This is a genomic window from Microcoleus sp. D3_18_C4, assembly GCF_036702355.1.
In the GTDB taxonomy this organism is placed as follows: Bacteria; Cyanobacteriota; Cyanobacteriia; order Cyanobacteriales; family Microcoleaceae; genus Microcoleus.
This window is the reverse complement of sequence record NZ_JAUBTF010000010.1, coordinates 56709-82625: the sequence shown is the minus strand read 5'-3', so window position 1 is coordinate 82625 and position 25917 is coordinate 56709. Positions and strand designations below refer to the sequence as shown.

Here is a 25917-nt window from a genome sequence, read left to right as displayed (position 1 = left end):
ATTGTCTTTGTTTTAAACTGGTTTGATAACTCTAAAAGTTAGATTGATTCTCGGTTCCACAAATTTAGAATTTTTAGGGATTTGATGTTGCCAGCAGTGCTGGGTTTCACCTTTCATCAATAGTAAACTACCCTTGGGCAAATCCAGATTAATTTTGTAGTTTTCTGATGTTTTATGTTTTAAGGAAAATCGGCGACTTCCCCCAAAGCTAATTGAGGCTATAATAGGATTTTCACCTAATTCTGGCTCGTCATCGCTATGCCAGGAAACGCTATCTTTACCGTGACGGTATAGATTGAGAAGCACGCTATTAAAAGTAACTTCTGATATCTCTTCAGCCTTTGATTTAATTAATTTGAGGGTGGGAGTCCAAGGATCGGGATGCTGTTCGATGCCCGAATATGTATAGGATTTGCCTTCATCTCCATACCAACCTGTAAGTCTGGGTAAAGGTATCTTTTTTCCATAAAAATGAATAATGTCCTGTTTCCAGTTAATACTAGAATATAAATCTGAAAAAAGACGATCGCTTTCTTCGATGCTAAAAAAATTGGGATAGAAGATCACTTCTCCATCAGTATCAATAACTACTGTTTTTTGCAGATTGTTGTCTAAAAATGGATCGCTGCTATCTAGCTGATTATCCCCAAGTCTTATCTGATGATACATAATAATTGCCTCAAATCGAATCAATGAGTGTGGAATGATGATTTGGCATGATTGCTGTGATTTTTACATCGATCTCAACTGCCCGCAAACCCAAGAAACCGAGTTTTTGGCTGATTCTGTCAGCTATGACGAAGTATTGTCGCAAAAAAACTGGTTTCTGACGGCCTGCAAACCCAAGAAACCGGGTTTTTGGCTGATTCTGTCAGCTATAACGAAGTATTGTCGCAAAAAACCCGGTTTCTGACTACCCGCAAGCCCAAGTCAGACTAATAGAAAAAAGAAGGGCTTCATTCCTCTAATTAAAGCCGCACAACATACTCAGAAGACTTAGCAGGTACTTGACCTTTTTTGGCCATAGCTTGGTAAATCATGGCTGCTACTTCAGCGCGAGTTGCGGTTCTATTAGGCTGCAAAAGTGCGCGCTTCGGGTGGTTGACAACAATGCCAGCTTCCGTGGCTGCTGCTACTTTGTTAACTGCCCATTTCGGCACTTTTTTCCTGTCTGTATAAACCTGTAAAGTTTTGCTTGCTCTTGTTGATGGTTTCAGGCTCAAACCGCTCGCTAAAGCTGCGATGACTTCGACACGCGGAATCTGTTTTTCGGGACGGAACTCATTGTTTGGGTATCCTTTAAGATATCCAGTTGTGACGGTATGGTCGATCGCAGGAGCGACAGGACTCTTGTCTTTTACGTCTTTAAAATCAATCGATTTTCGGATCGGCTTTTTGTCGTCGGACATTCGCTGAATCAAGCGTGCTAGTTCGGATCGCGTCATCGGTTCGTCGGGCCGAAATTTGCTGTCGGTGAAATCAGTAAAGATTTTGCGATCGACTAAAGCGACAATGAACGGACGCGCCCAATATTTGTCCGGAACATCTGAGAATATAACGGGCCCAACTTTGGGTTTAGCGGCTTTGGGTTTATCGGCTTTCGGTTTGGTAATTGCTGGATTGGGAGTCGATCGCGCAATTGGCTTGGGAGGAACAACGATTACACCCACGGGAGGATTTTCCGGTAAAATCGGCCCTAAAGGTGCAACAGGTGCGACTTCCGGTTTTAACGGAACGGGGGTTGCAGCAGGCGATCGCAAATCCGAACTTGGCGATTCTGGCGTTAATATTCCCGGAGTCGCGGGCGTAACAGCAGGCTGAGAAAAAACGGCTGGAAATTGCCAATTTCTGGCATTCAATCGATCGGGATTTTTACCTGTTACCCAAAATAAAATTGCTCCCATCGTGCCGAAGGCAACCAAGATAGCAATCAATTCATCCAATCCTAGAGGATTTCTTTCCCCTGACGGGGGTTGTGAAGAAGACATATTGTCACCTACAGACCAATGTAGAAATTAAATCACATATTTTTTGGGTCTGGGGGAAACAGAGAAGGCTAAATCAATTATTCCAAAGTTTTCACTCTCCCTACCTGGGGCGGCGTGGCATCGGGAGAATATATAAAATCAACTTTTACCGATGTCATTTGCTGATTTTTGCCATCTTCAACTCAGCGCCTTCTACTCCCGAAAGAGCGATTCCGACTCGGTTGACGAGAATTCCTGCCACTACCAAAACTTGGCTGCCGCTTGTTTTGATTTTGACGTGGCTGCGGCGATCGCCTCAAAGTGCTGCCACCGTAACCCGAACCGGTCGATCGATTGCCATTTGGACGTACTGAGGGTCTTACTGGCTGGTTGTATGTGGGCGATCGCAGGCGGCCGGTTGTCCTTAAAACTTGACGGTTTCTCACCTCTGGAGGCGGAGTTCGGTAGCGAGTTTGATATTGGTTAACAGCTTGGCCGTAAGTATTGCCATAGCCGCCATATCCTGTCATAATTCCCGGCTGATAGACTGGCGGCATATAATATTGCGGTCTAAATAACAAACTGCCGATCGCCTGACCGGCAACAGCTCCAGCAAACGGCGCCCAGAAGCCAGATTGCTGCCGTACTACTACGGTTTGTGGCTGACCGGTTTGAGGATTAGGAACAGTTTCGGTAACGTTGTGGACGTACTCAATTTTAAAATCTTCTGTCAAATGCAAAACCGCTTGATTGTTATCCAAGTTTAGATAACTTTTCTTGCCTGCTGATATTTCTTCATCTGTTAAGCGAGCCATTTGCAAATCCCTAGTCCGGTAAACTGGGGGACTGCCGGCGGGAGTATTCAGCAACATCAAACTGTATTCGCCATCCGCATCGTCGTAGGTAGCTTGCTGTACAGGATATTGACCTTGAGCCAAGTTATTGTTTGGTGCAGGACGCACTGTGTTAATATTTGGATTGCCAGCAGGATTTGTAGAAGTTTGTCTACTAGGAGAACCGCAGGCGGTTGCCGTCCATAAAAAAGTTAAAGCCATTAAATAAACTGTCAGTCTTCGCAGCATCATAAATAGTAATTGGTAATTGGGGATCGGGCATCGCGCATGGGGCAGCGCGCATTGGTAGCAAATAACAAATAACAAATAACTAATAACTAATTACTCCTTCCTTAAAGGGGAATAAGTTCTGGGAAATTGACCAACACTTGGTCGTTGGTAAGTTCGTCTCCCAACTGTGCGGGAGAAAAGTGAACTTGCACAGCTCGGAGCCTTTCTTGGTAATGTAAATTAATCAGGGCTTTTAAACCGACTTTCAGCGCGCTGATGTCAGCAAGGTCTGTTTCTAGGGCAGGGACTTCGCCTTCATAAGCAACTGTCAGCATCACCACCACATTTCTAGTTACCGGCAAAGACAAGGGGGATTTTTTATCGTAAACAGATGTACTGTATTGAGGCTCGCTGAGATAGCGATCGGCTGAATCAGTGAAAAGTTCATCCACATAATCGCCGGCTTCGCCTTCATTCCAAAAAACATCGCCTTCGTTGGCGGCTGCTTGCCAGTAGTTGTCGTACTGCAACAGGTGATTGCAAATTTCTACAAGACCTTCTCCTAAAACTGCTAGGTCGCCATCGCCATCAATTGCTTCTCTGGCGGTGCGGTTGAGAACTCCTAACAGCGGTGCAACTTCTTCGCCTGTTAGGTGAACGAACACCCGGCAAACTGCCAATCTAGTTTTACCTGTAAATTGATTGAATCGATCGCGCCAAGCATTCATAATAACCTCTAGTTGTAATCTGTAGGGCTATATTTCCAACGATAGCAGGCGATTTGCACTCTTGCCGTCTAACCTCAGATTGATATCGAGGGCATTTTGAGCGATCGCCTCGGCAGCGTACTGTCTCGCTTTGACTCATCTAATTTTATAACAGTTTTCAATCGGATCAAATACAGTTCAAATACAGTAGGGAAACCGCACAGCATTGTCCTGACGGAGAGCGGCGACTTTTAATAATTGCTATGAGATTGATGATTGTAGCCAGAGTTTTTTTTATTTAGCTTAATTCAGCGTTCCTTTGCTTTGCCGAAATATGAGATTGTGTGCTATCGATTCATCTGTCTATTGTTGGCAGTGCTTCGCGATCGCCATGACAAGAAATTGTAGGGTAGATAATTTCGACTCAAAAAACCTCCAATCTTGCAAGATTGGAGGTGCGCTAAGCGAATACTTTGGTTTGAGATAACTATTTGACGATCGCGCTTTGGACTTGTTCGATCGCAATTTCAGAACTCAACTCAGCAACTGGCGAAACTGGCAAATCCAGCTCGCCGCCTGGAGCTTCTGGGTGTTCGCGAACGACTGCAACCGCATCTGCTGACTCAGCTACAGCACCCGCCGCCGTCAAATCGAGCAAGGCAGGAACTTCCATGTGTCCAGAAACACCTGCATCTGCCATCGGAGCCGACTCTTCAAAAACTTCAAAATTATCGGTCATCGCAGCGCAAGCAGCAGAGGCGCGCTTCCCGGCACGGTAGCTCATGTAGGCCGCTCCGCCACCCAAAACTCCAGCCAAACCTAGGAAACCGAGAGCTGCTGTTTTGTAGGATTTCCACGGATTCATGCGCTCCGAGCCGCCGGAACCTAGGATCGTTGTCGCAGAACCAGATTTAGCTGCCCCTGATTTGCTGTAGGAACAGGGGAAAGCAGATGCGGCGTCACCTATGGCGATGCTGCTTGCGATCGCGACGACGGAAGCAATGCCAGCTAACACTTGAAACTTCTTCATGGTGCTGTGCAGATTGTAAAGGATAATTAAAAAATTAATGGTAACAGCTCTTTACAAATGTATCAACTCTGCGCGCCGCCCATATCGCTGATCGATCGCAAAAGTCAGCTATAGCCTCACACAATTCAAATTTAAAATTGCCAGCTTAAACATCTGAAATGCTTAGTATGTAAGCATTTGAACTAACAGCTCGGTAGAAGTTCAAGTTTTGTGAACCAATACTTCGATCGCGCCCACATTAGAAAATCTGAGGTGGGACAGTAGAAATTTTAATTACAGAATGGCAAACACTTGGTGACAAACTACTTTTAAGGCTACTTTTGTAAAGGCTTAGTTATTGGAATAACTCTTATTTTTATGACAGACAACGCGACTCAAGGCATTGAGCGAGCTCCTCGCCGATTGTTGGTGACGGGCGGGGCTGGATTTATCGGCTCGAATTTTGTGCATCACTGGTGCAGCAGCTATCCGGGCGATCGAGTAGTCGTACTCGACGCTTTAACCTACGCCGGAAACCGACAAACCCTGGCAACTTTGGAAGGAGGCGAAAATTTTCGGTTTGTGCAGGGGGATATTTGCGATCGTACCTTAGTCGATACCTTGCTCCAAGAAGAAAACATCACCACAGTCGCGCACTTTGCCGCAGAATCCCACGTTGACAGGTCAATTATCGGGCCTGCCGCCTTTGTTCAAACCAACGTTGTCGGAACCTTCACACTTTTAGAAGCCTTCCGCAAGCATTTTGAAGCAATTGATGAGCCATCTCTCAAAGCACAAATGCGCTTCCTCCACGTTTCTACCGACGAAGTTTACGGCAGTCTCGGCCCCGATGACCCAGCCTTCACAGAAACAACTGCCTACTCGCCCAACAGTCCCTACTCAGCCTCCAAAGCTGGCAGCGACCACCTCGCCCGCGCCTATTTCCACACCTACGGCGTCCCGACAATTATCACCAACTGTTCCAACAATTACGGCCCCTATCACTTCCCAGAAAAGCTCATTCCATTAATGTGCATCAATATGTTATTGGGCAAACCGCTGCCAGTATACGGCGACGGTCAAAACGTGCGAGATTGGCTCTACGTTCTCGACCACTGCCGCGCTTTAGATGCCGTTATTCACCGTGGTCAGCCTGGGGAAACCTACAATGTTGGCGGCAACAACGAGGTCAAAAATCTCGATTTAGTCAAAATGCTGTGTCAGCTAATGGACGAATTAGCTTCTGATTTACCCGCCCGTCCTTGCGAACAATTGATCACATTTGTCAAAGACAGAGCCGGGCACGATCGGCGTTACGCGATTGATGCCACCAAAATTAAAACCGAATTAGGTTGGACTCCCTCAGTAACAGTTGAAGAAGGTTTGCGGCAGACTGTAGAATGGTACTTAGCCCATCGGGAGTGGTGGGAACCCCTGCTTTCGGAGGAATATCAAACTTACTACCGGAAAGTCTACTCTAACTAATCTACTCCTGGACGCACGGGCTACCACGAACCAGAACCACTAAAAAACTGGTTTTTCAGCTCAAGAGTGCGTCCAGAAAGGTTTCTGTCTTGCCTTCAAGCTTTACATTTTAACTCTTGGCGCAGAAACCGGGTTTGCAGGAGGAAAATCATTCGTTAAGTGCGATCGATCCGAATTGAAAAACCTGTTGTCTTTGGTCTTTGCACCTAACTTCAGATTTAATTAGGCAAAGGTGATATCACACATATTTGCTCTTGTCAATCTTTGTGAAGATTTAGTGAAAAATCATCCCAAACGCATAAATTCAAGTGTTTGTAGCTGATAATTTTAATAGGGTTACAAGAGTAAGCATTTTAGAAGCTTTTAGGAAAAACAAAAAGCAGCAATGACCGAAATAAACTCGCTCAAGCACATCCAAGAACCTAAATACTGGCTGTTAGGCATCGCCTCCGGTTTGATTGCCATACACCTAACTCTGACTTCCAGAACAAACGACACTGACCTGTTCGGTACAATGTTACTTTTTTGGGGAGTCGTAGCATTTTTAATTTGGGAAAGGCACGAATCCTTAACTTTTGAAAGCGGAGTTTTCGCCAGCTTCTTGGGGTCATCCTTAATTGCTTTAATATTGCTCAAAAGTTCGTCGATATCTGGATACGACTTTTTCATCCGAGCAACGCCTTTTTTGTCAGGAATCAGTCTTGCATTGCTGGCTTCCGGCACAAAAGGACTGAAACAATATTGGCAGGAACTTCTAATTCTTGGCTATACAGCTATTCCTCCCGGATTAATCGGAGTCTTCGTTGATGTCGCCCTATTAACAGCAAAATTTTCAGCTTTCCTCCTGCACTATGTAGGATTTGAAGTGGTGCGGAAAGGGGTTTTTCTAATCCTGGAAAAAGGCAGCGTGGAAGTGTATCACGGCTGTTCCGGCGTAAATGCGATGCTACAATTGTTAGGACTAGCTCTGGTTTTCTTACTGATGTTTCCTACCACTACGGGTCAGAAAATTGTATTGCCATTCGTGGCCATAATTACTGCATTTCTAGTTAATGCCGCGCGAGTTGGTCTCCTGGCGGTGCTGGTATCGCTATCTCAACCCGAAGCATTTAAATACTGGCACGAAGGAAATGGTTCGGTAATATTTTCGATGATTTCTGTATTTATTTTCGGGTTATTCTGCTGGTTTGCAATTTTGAAAGACCAACCCCCAAATAAGGAAGGACAGAATTGCTAATGGCTATTACCTCTTGGAAACCACTTAGGCTTTCCCTGTTGGCTGTTACTTTGGGAGGCGTTTTGTTGGTTGCCGGAAAATTGGTTTTCTATCCATCGGCTAACAATAATCTGGCAACCCCGTTTGAGTTTCCCGAGTCGGTGCCTCTAGCCGATTGGAAACTAAACAAGAGCGCGCTTCTGGAAATTAAGGAAAATTCAGAATTCAAAGCTGCCAGGAAATATGAATATCAAAAAAATAGCATGGCTCTAGAAATAGAGATGCGGTATGCGGTAAACACCATTGGGGATGTGGAAGGTATGATGAAAGGACATACTGTTCTCAAGTCGTCTCCTGGTAAACTAGCATTGGCAAACACTCAAGGTGCGGGGTTTCACGGAATTTTGCAACAGAAAAATCGACTGTATTTGAGTTCGTGTATCAATCCTCGTGGCAGTGCTACAGTAACTTCCCAACAGTTTAGATATAATCGAAATACTCACGATTGGCAGCCAAACCGTATTCTGTTTTGGTTGTTGGGTAGGGGAAATATTCAAGACCGGCGCTGTTTGTGGACTCAGATGTCTGTGCCTTTGGATAAAACAACTCCAGAAGATGCCAAAAAAATTCTAGAGAATGCTTGGGTTTCTTGGTATGAGTGGTGGCAGCCGCGATTCCCCGAGCCTTGAGTCGAGTCAGTCGATTTTAGCTTTTAGCTTTTAGCTTTTATATTTACTCCACAGGTGAATCTGGAAGCTGGAACAAGAGTCTAAAATTTTTGACTCTCCACGACTGTTGTCGGGGGCTTGTCTCCGTTCTGGGGCGGGGTCAAGAGAGATTTTTCTTAACAACAACTCTGATTATTTTATGAATGACTTACAAGGCGAACAAGGTTTTTCTATCTACAGACTGCGTTGGATTGGCTACGGTCTATTAATTTTGTCTGTATTAGATACGATTGCAGTTCTTATACCCGCAAATTTTGGCAATCGCCTCTGGGAATTGCAGACGATTGGGGCTGTAGTGGAACGAGTGCCAGTTCCTCTACTGGCAATGGCGCTGATATTTTTTGGCGAAGGGTACGACCGCAGAGGTTTGGAAGACGTTTTTTTGAAGGTTTTGTCTTGGGTTTGTCTGCTGCTAGGTCTGGTTTTTCTGTTGATGCTGCCTTTGGGAATTTTTGGCACTATCTACGTCAACAACCAAAACAACCAGCAAATTACTACTCAAGCAAACCAACAATTAGCTCAGTTGCAGCAGGTGGAAGACAGGTTAAAAAAGGGTAGTCCTGAAGATTTAAGGAATTTGGCGGGGGAACTTACTCGTTTGGGGGTACAAGCGGATACGCAAAACCCACAGCAATTGAAAGAACAAATTCTTTCGAGAATTACTCCGGCTAAGGAACGGTTACAGACGCAAAGTGCTGCGGTTCAGTCAAATCAGCGCGTGGGGTTATTTAAAAATGCTGTTAAGTGGCTGCTGGGCGCGCTGATTTCTAGTGTTTTGTTTTTTACGCTGTGGCGCGGTACTGACTGGGCTCGGTAGTAGTTTTGAGTTTTGAGTTGAGAGTTTTGAGCTAGTAAGGTGCGCCTAGCGCACCCGGAGAGCGTTGTTGAGGACTAAGATGCGCCTGGTGCACGCAGCAGGCTCAGGAGTGGTGCAGAAGACCCTCAAACTGTCGAAATTTCATTGGGGGACTCGCTCTTCTTCTTTTCAAAAGATATCGGTAATAAATCTTGTTTATTGCCGATAGCCAACACCTAGAAGGAGGCAAATCGGTCGCTCGCACCTTGAGAGGGCTGCCATTGTGCAATCCCCAATCTAAAATCCACAATCTACAATCCCCAATCTAAAATCCATAATCTAAAACCCACAATCTAAAATCCACAATCTAAAACCTAAAATCTAAAATCTAAAATCTAAAATCGATTGATGGTATTTTCTAGTTTGTCGGCAATCCCTTCAACCCAGTTTTCATCTTGTTTTGTATAGCTGCGGGGCGCGTTAGCACCTAAGATTAAAACGCCTTGGCTGCCGATGGGCTGACAGATGACTCCTTGAGTATTTTCTGGCAAATAGTCAAATTCTATTCGCCCAGGGTAAATATTGAGATTTACTAAATAAACTGGTTTATTTTTGTCGAGCACTCGCTGCAATATCGGCCCTGGTTTGACTTCGGGATTGATGCCTAAAATACCGCGCCGCAATAGAACTTTTCCCTGATACACAATTACGATCGACCTTGTGGCGGTATTTGTCAACAGCAAACGCGACGCCCAGGCTAATTCTATTTTCACAGCCTCCGGCAAATCCGGCGCAAATTCAAAACCTTCTTCGCCGATAAGTTTTACGGAATCGGGCGATCGCGCTTGCACCTGCTGCCACAGCAAACCTGTTAAAATCAGCAAAGCGCTGATAATTACTCCCAAAGCGTCCGATCGAGCTTGAGAATCTGTAATTTGCTCTGTCAGCAAGCGGTTGACCATTAGCAGCGTACCTGCTAACCCTCCTGCAACTAAGGGCAATTGCCGCAAAACTTTATTGGGATCAGATTTAGTCATTAGTCATTAGTCATTAGTCATTAGTCATTAGTCATTGGTAATTGGTAATTGGTAGTTGGTAATTTAACTAATGCCAACTGCCAACTGCCAACCGTCAACCGTCAACTGTCAACTGACTTTATCCTACTTCTCCTATTTCGACAATTCGCTGGAACAGATAGCCTGTACCGCGGGCGGTGAGAATTAATTCGGGATTGCTGGGGTCGTCTTCCAACTTTGCCCTAAGCCGCGAGATGTGAACGTCCACTACGCGGGTGTCTACGTGGCGTTCTGGCGTGTATCCCCAGACTTCCTGCAAAATTTCCGATCGCGAAAAAGGCTCTCCAGAACGGCTGACAAGCAGTTCTAACAGGCTGAATTCCATGCCCGTGAGCCGAATTCGTTCGTCGCCTTTGTAAACTTGGCGCTTGTTGGTGTCAATCCTAATATTGGTGACGTGGATGACTCCGGAACTAGGAATGCCTGACGCGCCGTTTTTGTCAACCCGGCGCAATACCGAACGGATGCGGGCTTCGAGTTCTTTGGGAGAGAAAGGTTTGACGACGTAATCGTCGGCGCCTAATTCTAAACCGGTGATGCGATCGGCTACGTCTCCCAAAGCAGTTAGCATGATGATGGGTACGTCTGACTCTTTACGCAACTCCTGACAGACGCCATAACCGTCTAGCTTCGGCATCATCACGTCCAAAACCACTAAGTCTGGTTCGGTGTTGCGAAATGTTTCGAGAGCTTCTTCGCCGTCAGCAGCGGTGACGACATCGTAGCCAATCATGGAAAGGCGAGTCTCCAGAATGCGGCGGATACTGGCTTCGTCATCGACTACCAGAATTTTTTCTTTATGGTTTTCCAAGTTACCGAGCACTCCTTAAGTTACATTTCAGATAATGTTATTTTTTTGTACCCTATCATAGAAGACACAAATTGAATCATGGGCGGTGATCGGTCTGAAAGCTTGATAATTGCTTTAACTCAGACTTTTCTAAATTTTAAGGGTGACTATTTATCATAAAACAATGCCTAAGCCTCGAATACAATATATTTGTCGGGAATGCGGCTATGATTCACCACAATATTTTGGCAGATGTCCTAGCTGTCAGAAGTGGGATTCTTTTGACGAGCAGTTAGAGCAACCTACTGCTGGTGTGCCGCGGGCTGGTTTAACTGGGGTGACAACTAAGACAGTGGGCGGTTCGCCCCCTGATAAGTCGAAGGGTCAACCAAGGGTATCTTTCAGATTATCGCAGATTTCCGACCAAACTCAGTCTCGCTGGCCTTCTGGTTACGGGGAACTTGATCGAGTTTTGGGAGGGGGGATTGTTCCGGGCTCGTTGGTGTTGATTGGGGGGGAACCGGGAATCGGGAAATCGACGCTGCTTTTGCAGGTGGCGAATATGTTGGCCCGCAAGGATAGAATACTCTATGTGAGTGCGGAGGAGTCGGGCCAGCAGGTAAAGTTGCGATCGCAGCGTTTGGGCGTGGCTAATCCGGTTGATTTGTCAAGCAACGGCGGACATAAATCCGGCAGTAACGGGGAAGCTAAAAAGGATTCGGAGGACAATTCAGCGGAGAATTTCTATTTGCTTCCAGAGACGGATTTAGAGGTTGTTTTGCGGGAGTTGGAAGCGCTGAAACCGAATGTGGCGGTGATTGACAGCATCCAAACTATTTATTTTGCTAGTTTAACATCGGCTCCGGGTTCGGTGGCTCAGGTGCGGGAATGTACGTCTGCTTTGATGCAGGTGGCGAAAAGGGAAAATATTACTTTATTTATTGTCGGTCACGTTACGAAAGATGGAGCTTTGGCCGGGCCGAGGGTTTTGGAACATTTGGTAGATACTGTACTGTATTTTGAGGGCGATCGCTTTGCTTCTCATCGACTTTTGCGATCGATGAAAAACCGTTTTGGCGCGACTCATGAAATCGGTGTTTTTGAAATGGTAGCCAACGGTTTGCGAGAAGTAGATAATCCGTCGGAGTTATTTTTAGGCAATAGAGATGAATTTTCTCCGGGTACTTCGACGACTGTTACTTGCGAAGGAACTCGACCGATTTTAGTAGAAATTCAGGCGTTAGTCAGCCCTGCAAGTTTTGGTTCGCCGCGCCGCACTACTACTGGTGTGGACAATGCTAGATTGCAGCAAATTTTAGCTGTTTTGGAGAAAAGGGTGGGGATTCCTTTATCTAAATTAGATGTGATTTTGGCGACGGTGGGCGGGTTGAAGGTGGATGAACCGGCGGCGGATTTGGCAGTTGCGATCGCCGTTGTGGCCAGTTTTCGCGATCGGGTTGTTGATGCGCGCACTGTTTTGCTTGGAGAAGTTGGTTTGGGGGGACAGGTGCGGCCGGTTTCGCAATTAGAGTTGCGGCTGAGGGAAGCAGCGAAATTGGGTTTCAAAAGGGCGATTATTCCTAAGAATCAACCGGTGCCAGAGTTAGGAATGGAGATTATTCCGGTGGCGAAGGTAATCGATGCAATAATTGCGGCGATTCCGGCTACTCCCGCTCAGTTGCAGTCTGGTGATATGGAATTACAGTCTGTTGATTTGGAGGAAGAGGATTTGTTTAATTGAGTAAAAATGGTGCTGTTGTAAATTGAGAGTAAGGAGGCACGAATTATGTATCAAGTAGACATTATTGAAGCAAAAGAAAAACTTCTGGAATTAATCGAAGCGGCAATGAGAGGGGAAGAAATTGCGATCACTCAAGATAACCAGCCTGTTGTAAAATTAGTAGTAATTCCCAAACAAGCTAAACCCAATCGGCAAGCAGGAAGTGCCAAAGGAATGGTTTGGATGTCCGATGATTTTGACGAACCGCTAGAAGAGTTTAAGGAGTACATGGAATGAGGTTGTTGGACACTCAATCCTAACCACGACCGAACGAAAAAAAATATCGTTGTTTAGTAGCAAACACTATGAGACGATTGCAAATAACCACACTTATTCAAGGGATAGTTATGGCAATCGTAACACTCTATCACGGTACAGATATTGAGAGTGCATTGGATATTCTTAATAACGGGTTAAACGGCTCTCGCTTGCTAGCTTTGCAAACTCAGCCAATACAATTAGGTATCGGTTGGTATGCTGCATTCGATCCAGAAGTGGCCTGGTTCTTTGCTACCCTAGCACCCGGTTTAGAGGCATTAGGCTGCACAGTTATTGAAATGTCTTTGCCTGTGGTAGAATTAAACTATCTGTTGGATAGAGGAGAAGCTAAAATTGAGCCAATTGCCAATGTGATGTTCTCTGCACAGCAAATATGGTTTTCAATTAATGCCTTTGAATTTTTAAATGAAAAAGCTGGGTTTCAACCTTACGAAGAAGTAGGATAAATGAAAAAACATTACACTTTGAAGGATTTAACAATTCGTTCTAACAATCGCCCAAGTACAGATAATGGTATTAGTGCACATACTCATACTGTGTTGTTCGCTCGTGCGCTTACAGTTGAAGAACAGCAAGAATTTACACAAATATTACAGATTGTTTGCGAAACCTTTGATTCATCACAAGGTTTAGATAATAACTTTTTAGCTAAGCCTAATGTGACATTTATGGCTCCTAACCAGGCATATTACACAGTGAATCAGGGCATTTGGGCAGGTTCGCGGAAGGATGAGCTATTTGCTAAGTTAGCTGCATTCAGTCAAGAGGTTGCGACTATTGCTGAACATGATGGCAATCCTGTCTTTAGCAAACTAGGAAAGTTAAAGCAACTGCAAGAGTGGGCGCAGTCGCAGATTGAAAATACGGTGCAACCAGAAGTTAGACCAGATATTGCAATTACAGTGTTGCAGTTAATTGATGAAATTGCCAGGTTGCAAAACAAAATCAAGGAATTAGAAAATAAATCACCAACTGTGTAATGTTGTAAAAAAATCATAACTTATCAATTTTTTAATTCGCTTGTTAGCCGAAACATGAAGAAATCAAAAAGACGCAAAAATCAGTGGTCAAATGAGCTAAATGACATCATTCGAGGCGCATCTGGCGGCTTTTTGTTCGGGATTCCCCTGCTTTATACGATGGAAGTTTGGTGGATTGGTTCGTCTACTAAACCAGCGGAAATGTCGATCGCGATCGCAACTACTTTTCTCGTCGTTTTCTTGCTGACTCGCACTGAAGGTTTTCGCAAAACTCAAGACATCCGCTGGCTAGATGCTGCAATCGATACCGTAGAAGCGATCGCCATTGGGATTGTCTGCGCGGCTTTAATCCTGTTTTTGCTCAGGGAAATTACGCCGGAGACTCCACTGCAAGAAACTCTGGGGAAAATCATTTTTGAAGGCCTGCCCTTTGCTTTGGGAGTTGCCCTGGCGAACGGTTTTTTGAGTGGCGATCGCTATCAAAGCTCAGACAGTGACAGCGAACCTAATATTAACCCAACTTTAGCAGATATTGGCGCTACTTTAATTGGCGCGATGATCATTGCTTTCAACATCGCCCCAACTGACGAAATTCCCATGCTAGCGGCAGGTATTTCGCCGCCTTGGCAATTAGCAATTATCGCTGCTTCGCTGCTAATTTCCTACGGTATTGTATTTGTAGCCGGCTTTACTTATCAAGCAAAACGGCAGCAACAGCAAGGGATTTTTCAGCGTCCCCTCAGCGAAACTGTTATGGCCTATTTAGTGTCGCTGGCGGCTTCTGCATTTATGATGTTTTTCTTCCAAAAACTCACTTTTGACGACCCGTGGTCGCTTTGGTTGAGCTATACGTTAGTATTGGGATTGCCGGCGGCTGTTGGTGGCGCGGCGGGGAGGTTGGCGGTATGAGTGAAAGTAATAACGAACAGCAACAAAAAAGAACGCCTGCTGAATGGGTGACATTTGCGATCGCCTGCTTGATCCTCTTTACCCTCACCGGGCTCGTACTCTACAACTGGGTGACTAAAAAGCAGGAACCTCCGATTATTTCTGTCACTCGGAACACGCCTATTCGCGAAACTCAAGGACAATTTTACGTACCGTTTACAGTAACAAACACGGGCGGCGAAACGGCAGAGTCTGTGCAAATTATTGCCGAATTGCGCGTCAACGGTGAAGTTGTAGAATCCGGCGATCAACAAATTGATTTTTTGTCAAGTGGCGAAACTCAAGAAGGAGCTTTTATTTTCAGCCGTAACCCGAGTCAAGGTGAGTTGATTGTGCGATCGAGCAGTTATAAACTACCTTAACAAACATCAAAATCGGCGGTTAAAACCTTTTCACCTCTGTGAACTCTTTCTCTTCCTACCCTACCCTTCGGGAGCCCCTGCGGGGAAAGGGAACGGCTTCGCCGAACGCGCCCTTAGCGTCTTCGCGGTTCGTTCAATCTAAAAACCCCCTTGCGCGTTGGCATTTATTGCTATATGCCGCACAGGCGCGATTTCAATCGCTTTGGAATTGCGATATATCTAACGCTTCACGAGATTGTTTTCCCACTTCCAAACACAGCTCGAAATCAAATTTGTGCAGATATGAGCCGTAATTGGCACTAACAAATTCCCAGTAGCTAAAACACTGTAACCCAACAGCAATCCGACAGCCGTTGCCCAAACAGCATAAGGCCACTGATCCATGCCTCCCAAGTGCAGAATACCGAAACAAAAACTCGATAAAACTAAACCGGTAACATTCAATCCCAAAGCAGACAGCATCACCCCACGAAATAGCAATTCTTCGCTAAGTCCAGGCAGCAGTCCCAGCCAAATCAAATCCGGCCAAAACAAAGGTTTTAGCACTACTTCCAAGTAAACATCCGCACTCCGGCGATAACCCGGCCAGAGGTGATAAACGATCGCACTGCCGCCTGTAATCGCCAGTCCGATCGCAAATCCTTTGAGCAAGTCCATTCCTATCAATTTGACTGGCAAAAGCGATACCGATCCAAATAGCAACCACAATTTAGCTACCGCCAGCAACATAATTGCTGTCACGCCCATTGCTACTAAAACTTGGGTGCGCGTCAAGGGTTCAATTTCAGGATTTCCGGGAAGTTTTTCTGCCACTTAATCACTTTTAGATTTGAGGTTTGAGATTTTAGAGTTGTTTAGTTGAGTCAGACAAACAACGCAGGGAGGAGATTTCTGGGCCCAAGGAAGCTGGACTGATGCCGGCTCGCAAAGCGACCAAAACTCCGATCGCCTCTAAATATGAGTTTACCTGCAAAGCTTTGATTCCGAGTTTTTCTGGAGTCGCCTGCATCTGGGTTTTGTTGTCGCCGACAGCGATGATTTGTACCGACGATCGCCCACTCAAACTCAGAATAGCACTGCCGCCGCAGGCTGTGGCGGGTATCACCACCGCATCGACTCGATCTACCCACAAACCCTGGCGCTCGAAATCTCGCCTGTTTGCATAGAATTTCTCTCTTGTGGGGTGGGCATCTTGCCCGCCCAATAGCTGTGACAGGCAAGATGCCTGTCCCACAGTAGGAGTGACAAATTGTGACAGCCCAGATGCCTGTCCCACAGTAGGAGTGACAAATTGGGGAGCTTTGCTGAGGCCGGCAAGGACGCAAGGTAGGAAAGTATAGCCGATTTCCTCAGCAGCCGATCGCGGCGACAGGTGCGGATCGAGGGGAAGTGCAGACAGCGCGGGGGCGTGGGCGCAGGGGATTTTAAACGTCCTGACGATGAGGTGGCTGATCACAGCTTCGGCGCCGGCGAGGGGGTCAACTCCTTTGCCGCGGCGGTAGTTTTCGAGGGCGAGGCTGCCTTCATCGTCTGGAAATCTGGCTACAACTGCGATCGCCTCTACTTTTGCTTGTTCGATCAATTTTTCTGCGGCGCGCAATAAACTGTCGGGATTGCAGATCGTCCCCCAGGATGCCCCTGATTCAGAAATACGCAATTCTACTTGCAGAGGGCGATCGGTTAAAACACAATCAGTTATATTCAAGCCCAATGTAGCTCTCGCTGCATCAGCCGCTTGCAAGTGTCGCAACTGCAAGTCTGGTTCGATCGCGGAATCTAGGATTAAGCCGATGCGATTTTGATGTACCGGTTGTAGGCCCCAGCATCCGGCAGCAAATTTGTCAAGGGCGTAACCTTCAACGTAGAGAGCGTTAGGTATCGGCCAATAAAGTTGAGCGCCGTTGAGGACGTTGGGGTGAGTGATCAGGGTGTCTGAAATTTGGGCGATCGCCCTAGCCACCGGCAGCGCATCTCCTGCAAACCCACCAATCGAGGCTCCAACGCCTGTGGGGACTATCAAAACCACTGTCAAAGGGCGGGGGTTCACGATGTTGCGGGGGATGCTTCCACGAGCACGTAGCCTTCTACCACAGCCTTTTGCCGATCGACATCCACGTCTGTAACGGCCCAGCGCAGGGGTTCGCCGTGCTTTTGCAGTTCAATTTCAATAGCCGAGTGCAGTTGCTCGGCGGTATCGTGGAGGTCAACTTCTGCGGAAATGAAATGGGTGGTCATAGGGCGATCCATAGTGGTTTTACCGCTAACGGTACTTAGGTCAATTTTAGCTTAGTGCTAGGATTTACCGAATTGGCGATCGTACACAATGTCTTCTTTTTCTGTTTCTATCTTCAAGTTCGATCGGGGATAAGCAACACACAGCAACACATAACCTTCTGCCTGAAGATCGGGACTAACGCCCATACCATCAGCTTGATCGACCGTCCCTTCAATAATTTTACCAGCACAGGTAGTACAAACCCCCGCATTGCAAGAACTCGGCAACTCAATGCCGGCGTCATTAGCGGCGCGGAGAATTTGTTTATCTTCGGGTACTTCTACGGTATAGGTAGAGCCTTGGTGGATCAATTCAACAGTGTAAGTCTTAGACATATTTCAATTATTGGTTTTAATTCCCCAATTGGAATTTACGCTAGATTTGCAAACAAAGCAACTAGAATTTTACCGCTATTGGTGATTTTGTGCAAATTTACAACTGCTGTTTTTATTGATAATTTTTTTTATTATTGGCTGGGGCGAGCTAGCGGCATTTTGTCAATGACTTTTTCACAAATTATTACAATCGTCACGGCGGAACTCTGCCACAAAGCACTTATACCTAATTAATTTTTTGCCTTCAAGCCAACAACTCATCAACCGCAACACTAAAACCCGGCAGCACTAGCTGAGTGCTGACTGTAGAACCCAAGTTAAAAGTTAACTTTTGAGTTTGAGTCATGATCAATATCCAGCGACTTTCTGGAAAAACAATCCAAGCTTCCAGACAACCCGAATCTAAATATTCTTGTGCTTTCAAAAATATTTCTTCCGCAATATCAGTAGGAGAAACTATTTCTGCAATTAACGGCGGACTTTGAGGCAAAGTAGGAACATCACCATATTGTGAGACTAATTCTGGAGTCAGATAAGCTACATCAGGACGGCGCACTCGCCTGTCAGTACGGCAAGGAACTTCCGTATAAACTTCGCCGCCTTGTCCGCTAGAATCTTTGTAATTTCCCCAAGCACGATCTAGTCTAGATTGGATTCGACTGTGTTTTACTGTCATGCCATTTTTCTCCGAGATTTGCCCGTCCACCCATTCCATATCGTCGGGGGGATTAGCCATAAAGTCTTCTAGAGAAACATTTTCTGATAAAACGGCAGCCATTACCATAACTATTTACCTCCTTATAACTTCTAATTAACTTCGGGGGTAAGGTGCGAATTACGCACCCTACATTTTATCTTTCTTTGTCAACCCAATTACCAATGCCCAATGCCCAATGCCCAATTTACTCAATATTAATTTGATTAGGAGGTTTAGGTTGATCCTGTTTCTCATCCTTCAAAGTTTTGCGCCCCGAAGTTGCATAATCCTTATACAAATCCACAAACATCTTTGTCAACTGCTGCAAAGAAAGTTGTTCCCCATTAACTTGAGCTTTCATATAAGCTTTAAGCACTTCAATGTAAGCCAAACCGAGGGCAAGCGTGAGAGTTGCTGCCGTTGCACCGGAGATAGCACCGCCGACAACAGTACCGGCACCAGGAATCATTTTAATCAAATTAGTAACAATACTTCTGCCAACAGCAGTCACCCCACCAGCGCCGCTAATAGCAGACAGCATCGCCGAAATAAACCCCTTATCAAAGGGCATTCCAAAAATCACAGTAATATTAGCAATCATTGCCGTTTGCATCGTCATCAAAATCGGCGCATCAGCAAACGGTACAGGAGTCGCGCCGACTATTGCAGAACCTGCAACATAAGCACTTAGATACTTAAATGCCATATCGGATTTGAGCGCAATATTGGCAATTTGTTCTTTAACAAAAGCTTTTTTAGCTACTTCCGGCAGCAGTTGAAAAGTTGCATCTACCAACTTATCTAAACCGTGAGATTTTACTGTATAATCCTCATCTATTTCTTCCGGCTCAGCCATGACGGGGATGATTTGACTGACGGGCAAATTCATGTGTTCCAGTTGCTTGAAAAACTCGCTCGGCTTTTTAGATGTAGTTTGAGTCAAAACTAAAATCACTGGTACATCTTTGACTTCCATTTCTTTTAGCCAGCTTTCCTCGACAGATTCTATTCTATTGGCGTTGTGATTAATGCAGTACCAAATGACGTGAATGTGTTCTTTTGGGTGCAGGAGTCTTTGGTCTTCAATCAGTTTAGCAACGTTTAATTGAATAATTTTAATTTGTTCGGCGTTGAGTTCGAGTCCGGGAGTATCGTAGACTGTAATTGGGCAATTCGGTTTGGTATATTGGCGAATGCCTTGAGTGATGGGGCGGCCGACTCCGGTTTCGGCTAAGCGTTGGCGAAAAACGGAATTTATTAGGGTACTTTTGCCGACACCAGTTTTGCCGATGACTAAAACATTGCACTGTCCCACTTGGTTTTCTGCGTCTTTGAAGGCGTAATAACTTCTATTTAAAAGCTCGTCTAAGGAAAAGTCGTCTGACATGGCGGTTTGCTCCGATAATGGTGGGATATTAATTCAATACCACCGAATAGAATTCCGATGCTCTACAAACGAAGTCCGCGAAGGCGGACTGAGGAGTCTTAAACATATTGTAGCAATTTGATTTCAGAACTGGTGCAACGGGTAGAGGAGGGTTTTGTCTCGCGTGCGGCTACATGAAAGGTTGTAGAATTTAGTTTAAGCTAGCAATCGATCGACATCGATGCTAAAACCGATCAGGATTTGTTGGGTGCTGGCGGTATCGCCGGATCTAAATGTCAATATTTGATTTTGAGTCATCACGAATATTAAACGACTTTCGGGAAAAACTAACCAGACTTCCTGACAGCTAGACTCTAAATATTCCTGTGCTTTGAGAAATACATCTTCAGCGATATCGGTGGGTGAAACTATTTCGGCAATTAACGGAAAACTTTGGGGTAAAGTGGCAAGATTGCCAAACTGTGCAACTAATTCGGGTGTGAGATAAGCGACATCGGGGCGGCGAATTTGTCGGTTGGTGCGGCAAGGAACCTCGACATAAGCCTCTCCACCTTGTCCGCTAGAATCTTTGTAATTTTTCCAAGCATCCCCCAGGCTTAACTGAATTTTACCCGTCTTTAGTGTCATGCCATTTTTCTCCACAAGTTGGCCGTCTACCAATTCCATGTTGTCGGGCGGCTCGGTGATGAATTCTTCTAAAGTAAAATTATCCTGTACACCAGTAGCAGTGACCATAGTTATTTCCTCGCTTTTACCAAACTCACTGGTTACTATTATGGCTGATCTGCAAGGCCGATCGCACTTTGACCGACACTGCTGAAATTATCCTGTAACGCCGTCAGGCCGAGCAACGTAGGCTGACTTGCTGCTAATAGCGACAGCTTTTAACCTGTCGGTTGTCGGCATTACGGGTATTTCCGGCGATCGACTTATGCAAATAAATCAGTTCCTCGGCTCATTTTTACAGAACAGCACGCAGAGGGAACTTTACAATAGCGACATTCCCAATCGCTAGGTTTTGGGTTGGGAGGTTGAGAATTACAAAGCATGGCGATTAACTGCTGCAAACGCTGTCTAAATTGCTCATTAACATACCACTTAGGAATCTCTAAAATGCCATCTCCATAAACTAAGCGACCGTGCGGAATGTGACCTTTAAACAGATTTTTGGTTTCTGGGGCAAAGGGCAACATTGACATATAGAGAAGCACTTGCATTTTATGTGAATCTTTGCGCTTGCCGGTTTTGATATCTTCGACAACAGCCCAATCATCTTTGATAGCAATGATATCAGGTCTGCCGGCAACGCAGATATCAAAGGTTTGACCTTTATATTTGAAGGAATTTTGATTTTCAACATAGACAGTGAAGCCTTCAGTTTGCAGTTGTACTGCTCGTTGAATCAGCTTTTCTTCATGTTCTGAGGGGTCATAGGTACTCGGTTGTTTTTCAAATTGATAGTGAGTTCGTTGCCATAATGCGTGTAGGCAATCTTTTTCGGTTGCTAAGACTTCGGCAATCCCAGTTACAGTGGCGTAGGGATTGAATCTTTTTTGCGCTTGTGCTGGCATATTTTTTAGAGGTATGTTTGGGATGTTTTTACCATGACACTCACTCCTAAATGATGTCTAGTTAATTTGCGATAATTGTTGGTGATAATAAATGATAATTTTGAGTGATTAAATAATTGCAAATAATGTCAAGTTATGGCAAATTATTTTAAATAATGACTTGCGCTAAGGAGTTGCCAGCTAGATACAAGCTTGCTAAGATAAGCTGATAAAGCTGAGTTATGGCAGTGGATGTATGAATCTTAAACAAAATTTTCCAAACCAAATCGCTGAATCGCTATTTCCTGGAAACCTGAGTGAGGAGAAGGCTTGTTTTCTTCGGCGATTCGCCCCGGACAATCACCCGGATAACAGAGTAAGCACTAATAAAGAAATTGCTAAACTAATGGGCGATGATTTACCAGTTTATTGCAAAGAGAAAATAAATCAAACCCTTCGGAAGGTGATTGAGGTAGTTCATAAAGTCTACGGAGAAGAGATGAAAGCGGATGGCGTGAATATTGAGGCGTTGTTAAATCTTAAAGCAGGGGGGACACTTAAAGGAAAACAAGAGCAAGAGAGTTACAAAAAATTTAGTCCTTGGAAAGAGGCTTATAAGTGGCTATGGAATCATAAATACCTGCGGTGGCTTGATATTAATGGTTGGGAGATTTTAAAGAAACAAGCTAAAAGAACTCCCGATTGGATACAGTTTTTAACTGAGCAAGAAATGGCATCAGTGGGAGTTGGTACTAGAGCACTTAAGCCGCTATCGCCTCGGTATTCTGCACGAAAAATTGACCCCACAATTCCAATTAATCAGCCGTTGTCCATGAGGGTTGATTTGGCATATCCTAACTATCAAATGCTTTTGTTGTATCGCAGTGCTGAGATGAAATATATACTCTGTCCATCTTTGGGATATGCACCTAATGGTGTGAATCAACCACCGATGACGCTGCCTCAAGAGGGTTCTGTGGCAGATGATAATAAAGAAATGTTTACTTTTGAAGAACTAGGGAAGGAAGAATTTTTAGCAATTGCAGTCGAGAGTCCTTTAAATTTAGATTGGTTGGCTCCCTGTAAAGATGAAGATATACCTGTGTGGAATGCTGAACGTCTTAAGGAGTTATTTGAACAGTTGGAAAAACAAGAGAGTTGGCAAGTTTTTTATCAAAGTTTTGAGGTTGTGTAAACTGCCTAATTGTAGTTGGGAGTCATAAAAATAATCACAGAGAATAGAGGAAAACAACAATGTACGAAAATCGCAGTTCCGCCTATTTGCAACTCATTCAAAAACTGCTCGAATCTTCTAAAGGGGAAGAATTGCAAATCTTAAACGCACACTCCGACTTACTCGACCCCGGACTTTTGCAAATCATCATTTTGATTGCTCAACAATTTGATGAGAGCGGCAACCAAAATATAGCTAATTTTTTAACTAACCTTGCCTTGCGGCTGGGGGAAATTCTCGGTAGTAATCAACAGCAAAGGAAAGTAAGAAAAGTAACAGCAGCTATTTTATTCATGTGGGGACACGAGCAATTTGACATGAGGCAGTTTCTCATTGCTTTCCAATGCTGGCAGCAGTCTCTTGTCATTTATCAAGCTACTCACGACAGACAATGGGAAGCCCATTCTCTGGGAAATTTAGGCATCGCTTACCACTTTTTAGGAGAGTCCGAACTTGGGATCGCCTGCCAAGAAAAGCAATTAGCTATTTATAGGAAAATCAAAGATAGGCAAGGGGAAGCCAATTCTCTGATAAATTTAGGCATCTCTTACTATTCTCTCGGAGAATATGACCTTGCGATCAGATCCCACAAAGAATCTTTAGTCATTTGTGGGCAAATCAAAGACCGTCGAGGGGAAGCAGTTTCATTGGGAAAGTTAGGTAGTGCTTACAAATCAATGGGAAAATACAAACGAGCGATCACCTACCACGAAATGTCTTTAGCCATTAAACTAGAAATCAAAGACCGCGAAGGGGAAGGGAATTCACTGGGAAATTTAGGCGACGCTTACTTCTATCTGGGAGAGTACGAACGAGCGATCACTTACTACGAAAAGTCTTTAGCAATTTGTGGGGAAATCAGAGACCGCCGAGGGGAAGCAAATTCACTGGGACGTTTAGGCGACGCTTACAATTGTCTGGGAGATTACCAGCGATCGCTCGCCTACCACAAAAAGTCTTTAGCCATTTGTGGGGAAATCAAAGACCGCCAAGGGAAAGCAAATTCACTGGCAAGTTTAGGCATTTCTTACCGTTCTCTTGGAGAATACAAACTCGCGATCGCTTGTCACGAAAAGTCTTTAGCCATTTGTCTGGAAATTAAAGATCGGCAAGGGGAAGCAGCTTCACTCGGAAGTTTAGGTAACGCTTACCTCTTCCTGGGAGATTACAAACGAGCGATCGCCTACTACGTCAAGTCTTTAGCTATTTGTTGGGAAATCAAATACCGCATTGGTGAAGTTGCTTCTCTCAACAATCTTGGTAACGCTTACCGCGAATTGCAGGAAACAGAGTTAGCAATACAAAAATATCAAGGTTGCCTAGAAATTGCTACCCCCGAAACCATGCCACCCGAATCCTTTACAGCCGGCCATAACCTCGGTAACATTGCTTTGATCAAAGGCGACTGGCATCTTGCCTTAGAAGGATACGAACCCGCCATAAAAGCAGTCGAACAACTCCGCAAAGGTTCAACCACCGACGATCGCCGCCAAGAAATCATTAAAGAAGCCATCTCCGTTTACGCCAACGCCGTCCAATGCTACATCAACCTCAAACAATACGATAAAGCCGTCGAAACCGCCGATCGTTCGCGATCGCGCCACCTCGCCGACTTATTCGCCAGCAAAGACCTCTACCCCCAAGGCGAAATTCCCCCCGAAGTCGAAGAATACTATCGCCTGCAACAACAAAGCGATCGCTTGCGTATTTCTGAAAATGACGGTACAAAAGCGATCGCCGCGACTCGCCAACCAACCCCCAACGGCGACGGTATCATCCAAAAGATTAAAGAATTAGAAGATGAAAAACAGAAAGCTTGGCTAAAAATTCGCAGCAAAGACCAAGTTTTGGCCGCTCAATTGCAACCAGCCCCCCTCAGTTTCGACCAGATGCAAGCCTTAATTCCCGATGCCGAAACCGCCATCCTCAATTTTTACACCACTGATGAGCATACCCACATTTTCATTTTGCGCCAAAGTCAACCAACCCAACTCCACACCTGCGAAGGTCAAGGACTTGAAACCTTGCAAAATTGGCTATTGAACAACTGGTTAAGGCCTTATGTCGAAAACAAAACCGCATGGAAAAATCAAATGGGTGAATTTCTCCCAGAACTCGCCAATCGCCTGCAAATTAATCAATTAATTTCCCAACATCTCAACGGCATCAAAGAACTGATTATTATCCCTCACCTGTATCTGCATCAAATCCCCTTTGCTGCCTTACCTTTAAACAACATTCCCATTCCCCACACCTATACAGCCTCCGACAGAACACGCGGCTTAAAACCTCTCAGCAAACCCACCCTCACCCCTGCCCAAACCCCGCCCCAAAAACAACCCGAATACCTCAGCGATAAATTCCGCCTCCGCATCGTTCCCAGTTGCCAAATACTCAACTTTTGCCACCAGCGAGGCAACCTCAAAGCTGCGACAATGGGAATCGTCGAAAATGCCACAGGCGACCTAGTTTTCACGGGCTACGAGTGCGAAACCCTGGCAACCATGCACCAAATTGATAAAAATTCCCGCCTCCAATATCAGCAAGCGACGATCGGCAACTATCAAAATTTACTCAACCAAGTGCAAGTCCTTCATTCCAGCCATCACGCCAGTGCCGATCTGAATAATTCCCTAGAATCAAAACTGCATTTATTTGATGGCGATATCAACCTCGGTCGTGTTTTTACCTGGAGATTTTCCGACTTAGCCGAAGTGTTCCTCTCCTGCTGCGAAACCAATTTAACCTTTACCCAAATTACCGACGATCCCCTCTCGATAGCTAGCGGTTTCCTCTGTGCGGGTGCGCGAAATGTGGTCAGTACCTTGTGGGCTGTGGATGATTTAGCAACCGCTTTATTTTGCATTTTATATTATCAGGAAAAGCAGCATAATAGCCGTTCGGAAGCGCTACGAAAAGCACAATTGAAGCTACGAAGCTTAACAGGCGATGAGTTGTCTGCTAAATATAAACGGCAGTTAGAGGATTATTTTGAGCAGCAACAAAAAGGAGAACTGCAAGCAGAAATTGTCAAAAATGTGCGATTGCGTTTAGATTTGCTTTGTCGGCAAGAATTGCCGTTTGTTAGTCCCCATTATTGGGCGGGGTTTGTGTCGCAGGGTTTGGCGTAGGAGAAACAGTAGCATTTACATTCCTGGACAGATCAAAACCACAGAAACCGGGTTTTTTACCGTATCTGTCGGCTGTAACGCATCTTCTGGGCAAAAAACCCGGTTTCTAACCACCCCTGCG

28 protein-coding genes are annotated in these 25917 nt (G+C 45.1%); 12 read left to right on the top strand and 16 right to left on the bottom strand.

Features of this window, described 5'->3' with window-relative positions; translation table 11 throughout:
• Positions 1-12: 12 nt before the first annotated feature.
• The 6 genes from QUA90_RS07425 to QUA90_RS07405 all read right to left on the bottom strand — a co-directional run bounded on the left by QUA90_RS07425 (position 13) and on the right by QUA90_RS07405 (position 4768).
• A complete protein-coding gene (locus QUA90_RS07425) occupies positions 13-693 on the bottom strand; it encodes an alpha-ketoglutarate-dependent dioxygenase AlkB (protein WP_333444686.1) in 681 nt (226 codons plus the stop codon).
• 275 nt (positions 694-968) lie between these two features.
• A complete protein-coding gene (locus tag QUA90_RS07420) occupies positions 969-1988 on the bottom strand; it encodes an S-layer homology domain-containing protein (protein ID WP_333444684.1) in 1020 nt (339 codons plus the stop codon).
• 77 nt (positions 1989-2065) lie between these two features.
• Positions 2066-2146, bottom strand: coding sequence for a hypothetical protein (locus tag QUA90_RS30415; protein WP_445242648.1), 81 nt, complete (start codon positions 2144-2146; stop codon positions 2066-2068).
• 24 nt (positions 2147-2170) lie between these two features.
• Positions 2171-3052: a hypothetical protein gene (locus QUA90_RS07415; protein ID WP_333444682.1), complete on the bottom strand. Its 882-nt coding sequence runs from the start codon at positions 3050-3052 to the stop codon at positions 2171-2173.
• Positions 3053-3153: 101 nt separating this feature from the next.
• Positions 3154-3759: a DUF1517 domain-containing protein gene (locus QUA90_RS07410; protein WP_333383573.1), complete on the bottom strand. Its 606-nt coding sequence runs from the start codon at positions 3757-3759 to the stop codon at positions 3154-3156.
• Between the two features lie 466 nt (positions 3760-4225).
• Entirely contained in the window at positions 4226-4768 is a 543-nt protein-coding gene (locus QUA90_RS07405; protein ID WP_333444680.1) for a hypothetical protein, read from the bottom strand.
• A 357-nt stretch (positions 4769-5125) separates the two neighbouring features.
• On the opposite strand from QUA90_RS07405, the gene rfbB reads away from it, so the two are divergent.
• The 4 genes from rfbB to hpsJ-A all read left to right on the top strand — a co-directional run bounded on the left by rfbB (position 5126) and on the right by hpsJ-A (position 8993).
• Positions 5126-6232, top strand: a complete 1107-nt coding sequence (rfbB, locus tag QUA90_RS07400) for a dTDP-glucose 4,6-dehydratase (RefSeq protein ID WP_333444679.1) — start codon at positions 5126-5128, stop codon at positions 6230-6232.
• Positions 6233-6617: 385 nt separating this feature from the next.
• Positions 6618-7469, top strand: a complete 852-nt coding sequence (gene crtA, locus QUA90_RS07395) for a cyanoexosortase A (protein WP_333324761.1) — start codon at positions 6618-6620, stop codon at positions 7467-7469.
• Positions 7469-8137 (top strand): cyanoexosortase A system-associated protein, encoded by a 669-nt coding sequence (locus tag QUA90_RS07390; RefSeq protein ID WP_333324759.1) that lies wholly within the window; start codon positions 7469-7471, stop codon positions 8135-8137. Before crtA ends, QUA90_RS07390 begins: the two co-directional genes overlap by 1 nt.
• Positions 8138-8315: 178 nt before the next feature.
• Positions 8316-8993, top strand: a complete 678-nt coding sequence (gene hpsJ-A / locus QUA90_RS07385) for an HpsJ-like protein, cyanoexosortase A-associated (RefSeq protein WP_333324757.1) — start codon at positions 8316-8318, stop codon at positions 8991-8993.
• A gap of 374 nt (positions 8994-9367) precedes the next feature.
• Here the strand turns inward: hpsJ-A and QUA90_RS07380 are convergent, their stop codons facing one another.
• The gene (locus QUA90_RS07380) at positions 9368-10009 is read right to left on the bottom strand and encodes a cofactor assembly of complex C subunit B (protein WP_333324756.1); all 642 of its coding nucleotides are present in this window, start codon (positions 10007-10009) and stop codon (positions 9368-9370) included.
• Positions 10010-10127: 118 nt separating this feature from the next.
• The gene (gene rpaB / locus QUA90_RS07375) at positions 10128-10859 is read right to left on the bottom strand and encodes a response regulator transcription factor RpaB (protein WP_071587789.1); all 732 of its coding nucleotides are present in this window, start codon (positions 10857-10859) and stop codon (positions 10128-10130) included.
• Between the two features lie 163 nt (positions 10860-11022).
• Here rpaB and radA point away from each other — a divergent pair, with 163 nt between their 5' ends.
• From radA to QUA90_RS07345, 6 genes are all read left to right on the top strand, one after another.
• Entirely contained in the window at positions 11023-12579 is a 1557-nt protein-coding gene (gene radA, locus QUA90_RS07370; protein WP_333444676.1) for a DNA repair protein RadA, read from the top strand.
• A gap of 45 nt (positions 12580-12624) precedes the next feature.
• Positions 12625-12855, top strand: coding sequence for a type II toxin-antitoxin system prevent-host-death family antitoxin (locus QUA90_RS07365; RefSeq protein ID WP_333444674.1), 231 nt, complete (start codon positions 12625-12627; stop codon positions 12853-12855).
• A 110-nt stretch (positions 12856-12965) separates the two neighbouring features.
• A complete protein-coding gene (locus QUA90_RS07360) occupies positions 12966-13343 on the top strand; it encodes a hypothetical protein (RefSeq protein ID WP_333444672.1) in 378 nt (125 codons plus the stop codon).
• Positions 13344-13877 carry a hypothetical protein gene (locus tag QUA90_RS07355; RefSeq protein ID WP_333444670.1) on the top strand — a complete coding sequence of 178 codons (534 nt, stop codon included), beginning with the start codon at positions 13344-13346 and terminating at the stop codon, positions 13875-13877.
• Between the two features lie 54 nt (positions 13878-13931).
• Positions 13932-14786 carry a TIGR02587 family membrane protein gene (locus QUA90_RS07350; protein WP_333444668.1) on the top strand — a complete coding sequence of 285 codons (855 nt, stop codon included), beginning with the start codon at positions 13932-13934 and terminating at the stop codon, positions 14784-14786.
• Positions 14783-15187 carry a TIGR02588 family protein gene (locus QUA90_RS07345; RefSeq protein ID WP_333383588.1) on the top strand — a complete coding sequence of 135 codons (405 nt, stop codon included), beginning with the start codon at positions 14783-14785 and terminating at the stop codon, positions 15185-15187. Before QUA90_RS07350 ends, QUA90_RS07345 begins: the two co-directional genes overlap by 4 nt.
• 219 nt (positions 15188-15406) lie before the next feature.
• Here the strand turns inward: QUA90_RS07345 and QUA90_RS07340 are convergent, their stop codons facing one another.
• The 8 genes from QUA90_RS07340 to QUA90_RS07305 all read right to left on the bottom strand — a co-directional run bounded on the left by QUA90_RS07340 (position 15407) and on the right by QUA90_RS07305 (position 21452).
• Positions 15407-16000, bottom strand: coding sequence for a CPBP family intramembrane glutamic endopeptidase (locus QUA90_RS07340; protein ID WP_333383591.1), 594 nt, complete (start codon positions 15998-16000; stop codon positions 15407-15409).
• Between the two features lie 31 nt (positions 16001-16031).
• Positions 16032-17234 carry a DUF3326 domain-containing protein gene (locus tag QUA90_RS07335; RefSeq protein WP_333444666.1) on the bottom strand — a complete coding sequence of 401 codons (1203 nt, stop codon included), beginning with the start codon at positions 17232-17234 and terminating at the stop codon, positions 16032-16034.
• Positions 17231-17422, bottom strand: a complete 192-nt coding sequence (locus tag QUA90_RS07330; protein WP_333076025.1) for a hypothetical protein — start codon at positions 17420-17422, stop codon at positions 17231-17233. The genes QUA90_RS07335 and QUA90_RS07330 overlap by 4 nt, the downstream gene beginning before the upstream one ends.
• Positions 17423-17479: 57 nt before the next feature.
• Complete coding sequence (locus QUA90_RS07325; RefSeq protein ID WP_333083700.1) at positions 17480-17797, bottom strand: 2Fe-2S iron-sulfur cluster-binding protein; 318 nt, start codon at positions 17795-17797, stop codon at positions 17480-17482.
• 244 nt (positions 17798-18041) lie between these two features.
• Positions 18042-18581 (bottom strand): Uma2 family endonuclease, encoded by a 540-nt coding sequence (locus QUA90_RS07320; protein WP_333444664.1) that lies wholly within the window; start codon positions 18579-18581, stop codon positions 18042-18044.
• A gap of 118 nt (positions 18582-18699) precedes the next feature.
• Positions 18700-19881 carry a GTPase gene (locus tag QUA90_RS07315; RefSeq protein ID WP_333444662.1) on the bottom strand — a complete coding sequence of 394 codons (1182 nt, stop codon included), beginning with the start codon at positions 19879-19881 and terminating at the stop codon, positions 18700-18702.
• 195 nt (positions 19882-20076) lie between these two features.
• Complete coding sequence (locus QUA90_RS07310; protein ID WP_333444660.1) at positions 20077-20616, bottom strand: Uma2 family endonuclease; 540 nt, start codon at positions 20614-20616, stop codon at positions 20077-20079.
• Positions 20617-20810: 194 nt separating this feature from the next.
• Entirely contained in the window at positions 20811-21452 is a 642-nt protein-coding gene (locus tag QUA90_RS07305; protein WP_333444658.1) for a PD-(D/E)XK nuclease family protein, read from the bottom strand.
• Between the two features lie 235 nt (positions 21453-21687).
• Between QUA90_RS07305 and QUA90_RS07300 the strand changes: the two genes are divergently transcribed.
• Entirely contained in the window at positions 21688-22626 is a 939-nt protein-coding gene (locus QUA90_RS07300; protein WP_333444656.1) for a hypothetical protein, read from the top strand.
• A gap of 59 nt (positions 22627-22685) precedes the next feature.
• On the top strand, positions 22686-25796 hold the full coding sequence (locus tag QUA90_RS07295; RefSeq protein WP_333444654.1) for a CHAT domain-containing tetratricopeptide repeat protein: 3111 nt from the start codon (positions 22686-22688) through the stop codon (positions 25794-25796).
• The last annotated feature ends 121 nt before the right edge of the window (positions 25797-25917 follow it).

Coding starts and splice junctions, on each gene's coding strand:
- QUA90_RS07420 (WP_333444684.1), bottom strand. CDS start 1,988: ATGTCTTCTTCACAACCCCCGTCAGGGGAAAGAAATCCTCTAGGATTG.
- QUA90_RS30415 (WP_445242648.1), bottom strand. CDS start 2,146: ATGACATCGGTAAAAGTTGATTTTATATATTCTCCCGATGCCACGCCG.
- QUA90_RS07415 (WP_333444682.1), bottom strand. CDS start 3,052: ATGATGCTGCGAAGACTGACAGTTTATTTAATGGCTTTAACTTTTTTA.
- QUA90_RS07410 (WP_333383573.1), bottom strand. CDS start 3,759: ATGAATGCTTGGCGCGATCGATTCAATCAATTTACAGGTAAAACTAGA.
- QUA90_RS07405 (WP_333444680.1), bottom strand. CDS start 4,768: ATGAAGAAGTTTCAAGTGTTAGCTGGCATTGCTTCCGTCGTCGCGATC.
- rfbB (WP_333444679.1), top strand. CDS start 5,126: ATGACAGACAACGCGACTCAAGGCATTGAGCGAGCTCCTCGCCGATTG.
- crtA (WP_333324761.1), top strand. CDS start 6,618: ATGACCGAAATAAACTCGCTCAAGCACATCCAAGAACCTAAATACTGG.
- QUA90_RS07390 (WP_333324759.1), top strand. CDS start 7,469: ATGGCTATTACCTCTTGGAAACCACTTAGGCTTTCCCTGTTGGCTGTT.
- hpsJ-A (WP_333324757.1), top strand. CDS start 8,316: ATGAATGACTTACAAGGCGAACAAGGTTTTTCTATCTACAGACTGCGT.
- QUA90_RS07380 (WP_333324756.1), bottom strand. CDS start 10,009: ATGACTAAATCTGATCCCAATAAAGTTTTGCGGCAATTGCCCTTAGTT.
- radA (WP_333444676.1), top strand. CDS start 11,023: ATGCCTAAGCCTCGAATACAATATATTTGTCGGGAATGCGGCTATGAT.
- QUA90_RS07365 (WP_333444674.1), top strand. CDS start 12,625: ATGTATCAAGTAGACATTATTGAAGCAAAAGAAAAACTTCTGGAATTA.
- QUA90_RS07360 (WP_333444672.1), top strand. CDS start 12,966: ATGGCAATCGTAACACTCTATCACGGTACAGATATTGAGAGTGCATTG.
- QUA90_RS07355 (WP_333444670.1), top strand. CDS start 13,344: ATGAAAAAACATTACACTTTGAAGGATTTAACAATTCGTTCTAACAAT.
- QUA90_RS07350 (WP_333444668.1), top strand. CDS start 13,932: ATGAAGAAATCAAAAAGACGCAAAAATCAGTGGTCAAATGAGCTAAAT.
- QUA90_RS07345 (WP_333383588.1), top strand. CDS start 14,783: ATGAGTGAAAGTAATAACGAACAGCAACAAAAAAGAACGCCTGCTGAA.
- QUA90_RS07330 (WP_333076025.1), bottom strand. CDS start 17,422: ATGACCACCCATTTCATTTCCGCAGAAGTTGACCTCCACGATACCGCC.
- QUA90_RS07325 (WP_333083700.1), bottom strand. CDS start 17,797: ATGTCTAAGACTTACACTGTTGAATTGATCCACCAAGGCTCTACCTAT.
- QUA90_RS07320 (WP_333444664.1), bottom strand. CDS start 18,581: ATGGTAATGGCTGCCGTTTTATCAGAAAATGTTTCTCTAGAAGACTTT.
- QUA90_RS07315 (WP_333444662.1), bottom strand. CDS start 19,881: ATGTCAGACGACTTTTCCTTAGACGAGCTTTTAAATAGAAGTTATTAC.
- QUA90_RS07310 (WP_333444660.1), bottom strand. CDS start 20,616: ATGGTCACTGCTACTGGTGTACAGGATAATTTTACTTTAGAAGAATTC.
- QUA90_RS07305 (WP_333444658.1), bottom strand. CDS start 21,452: ATGCCAGCACAAGCGCAAAAAAGATTCAATCCCTACGCCACTGTAACT.
- QUA90_RS07300 (WP_333444656.1), top strand. CDS start 21,688: ATGAATCTTAAACAAAATTTTCCAAACCAAATCGCTGAATCGCTATTT.
- QUA90_RS07295 (WP_333444654.1), top strand. CDS start 22,686: ATGTACGAAAATCGCAGTTCCGCCTATTTGCAACTCATTCAAAAACTG.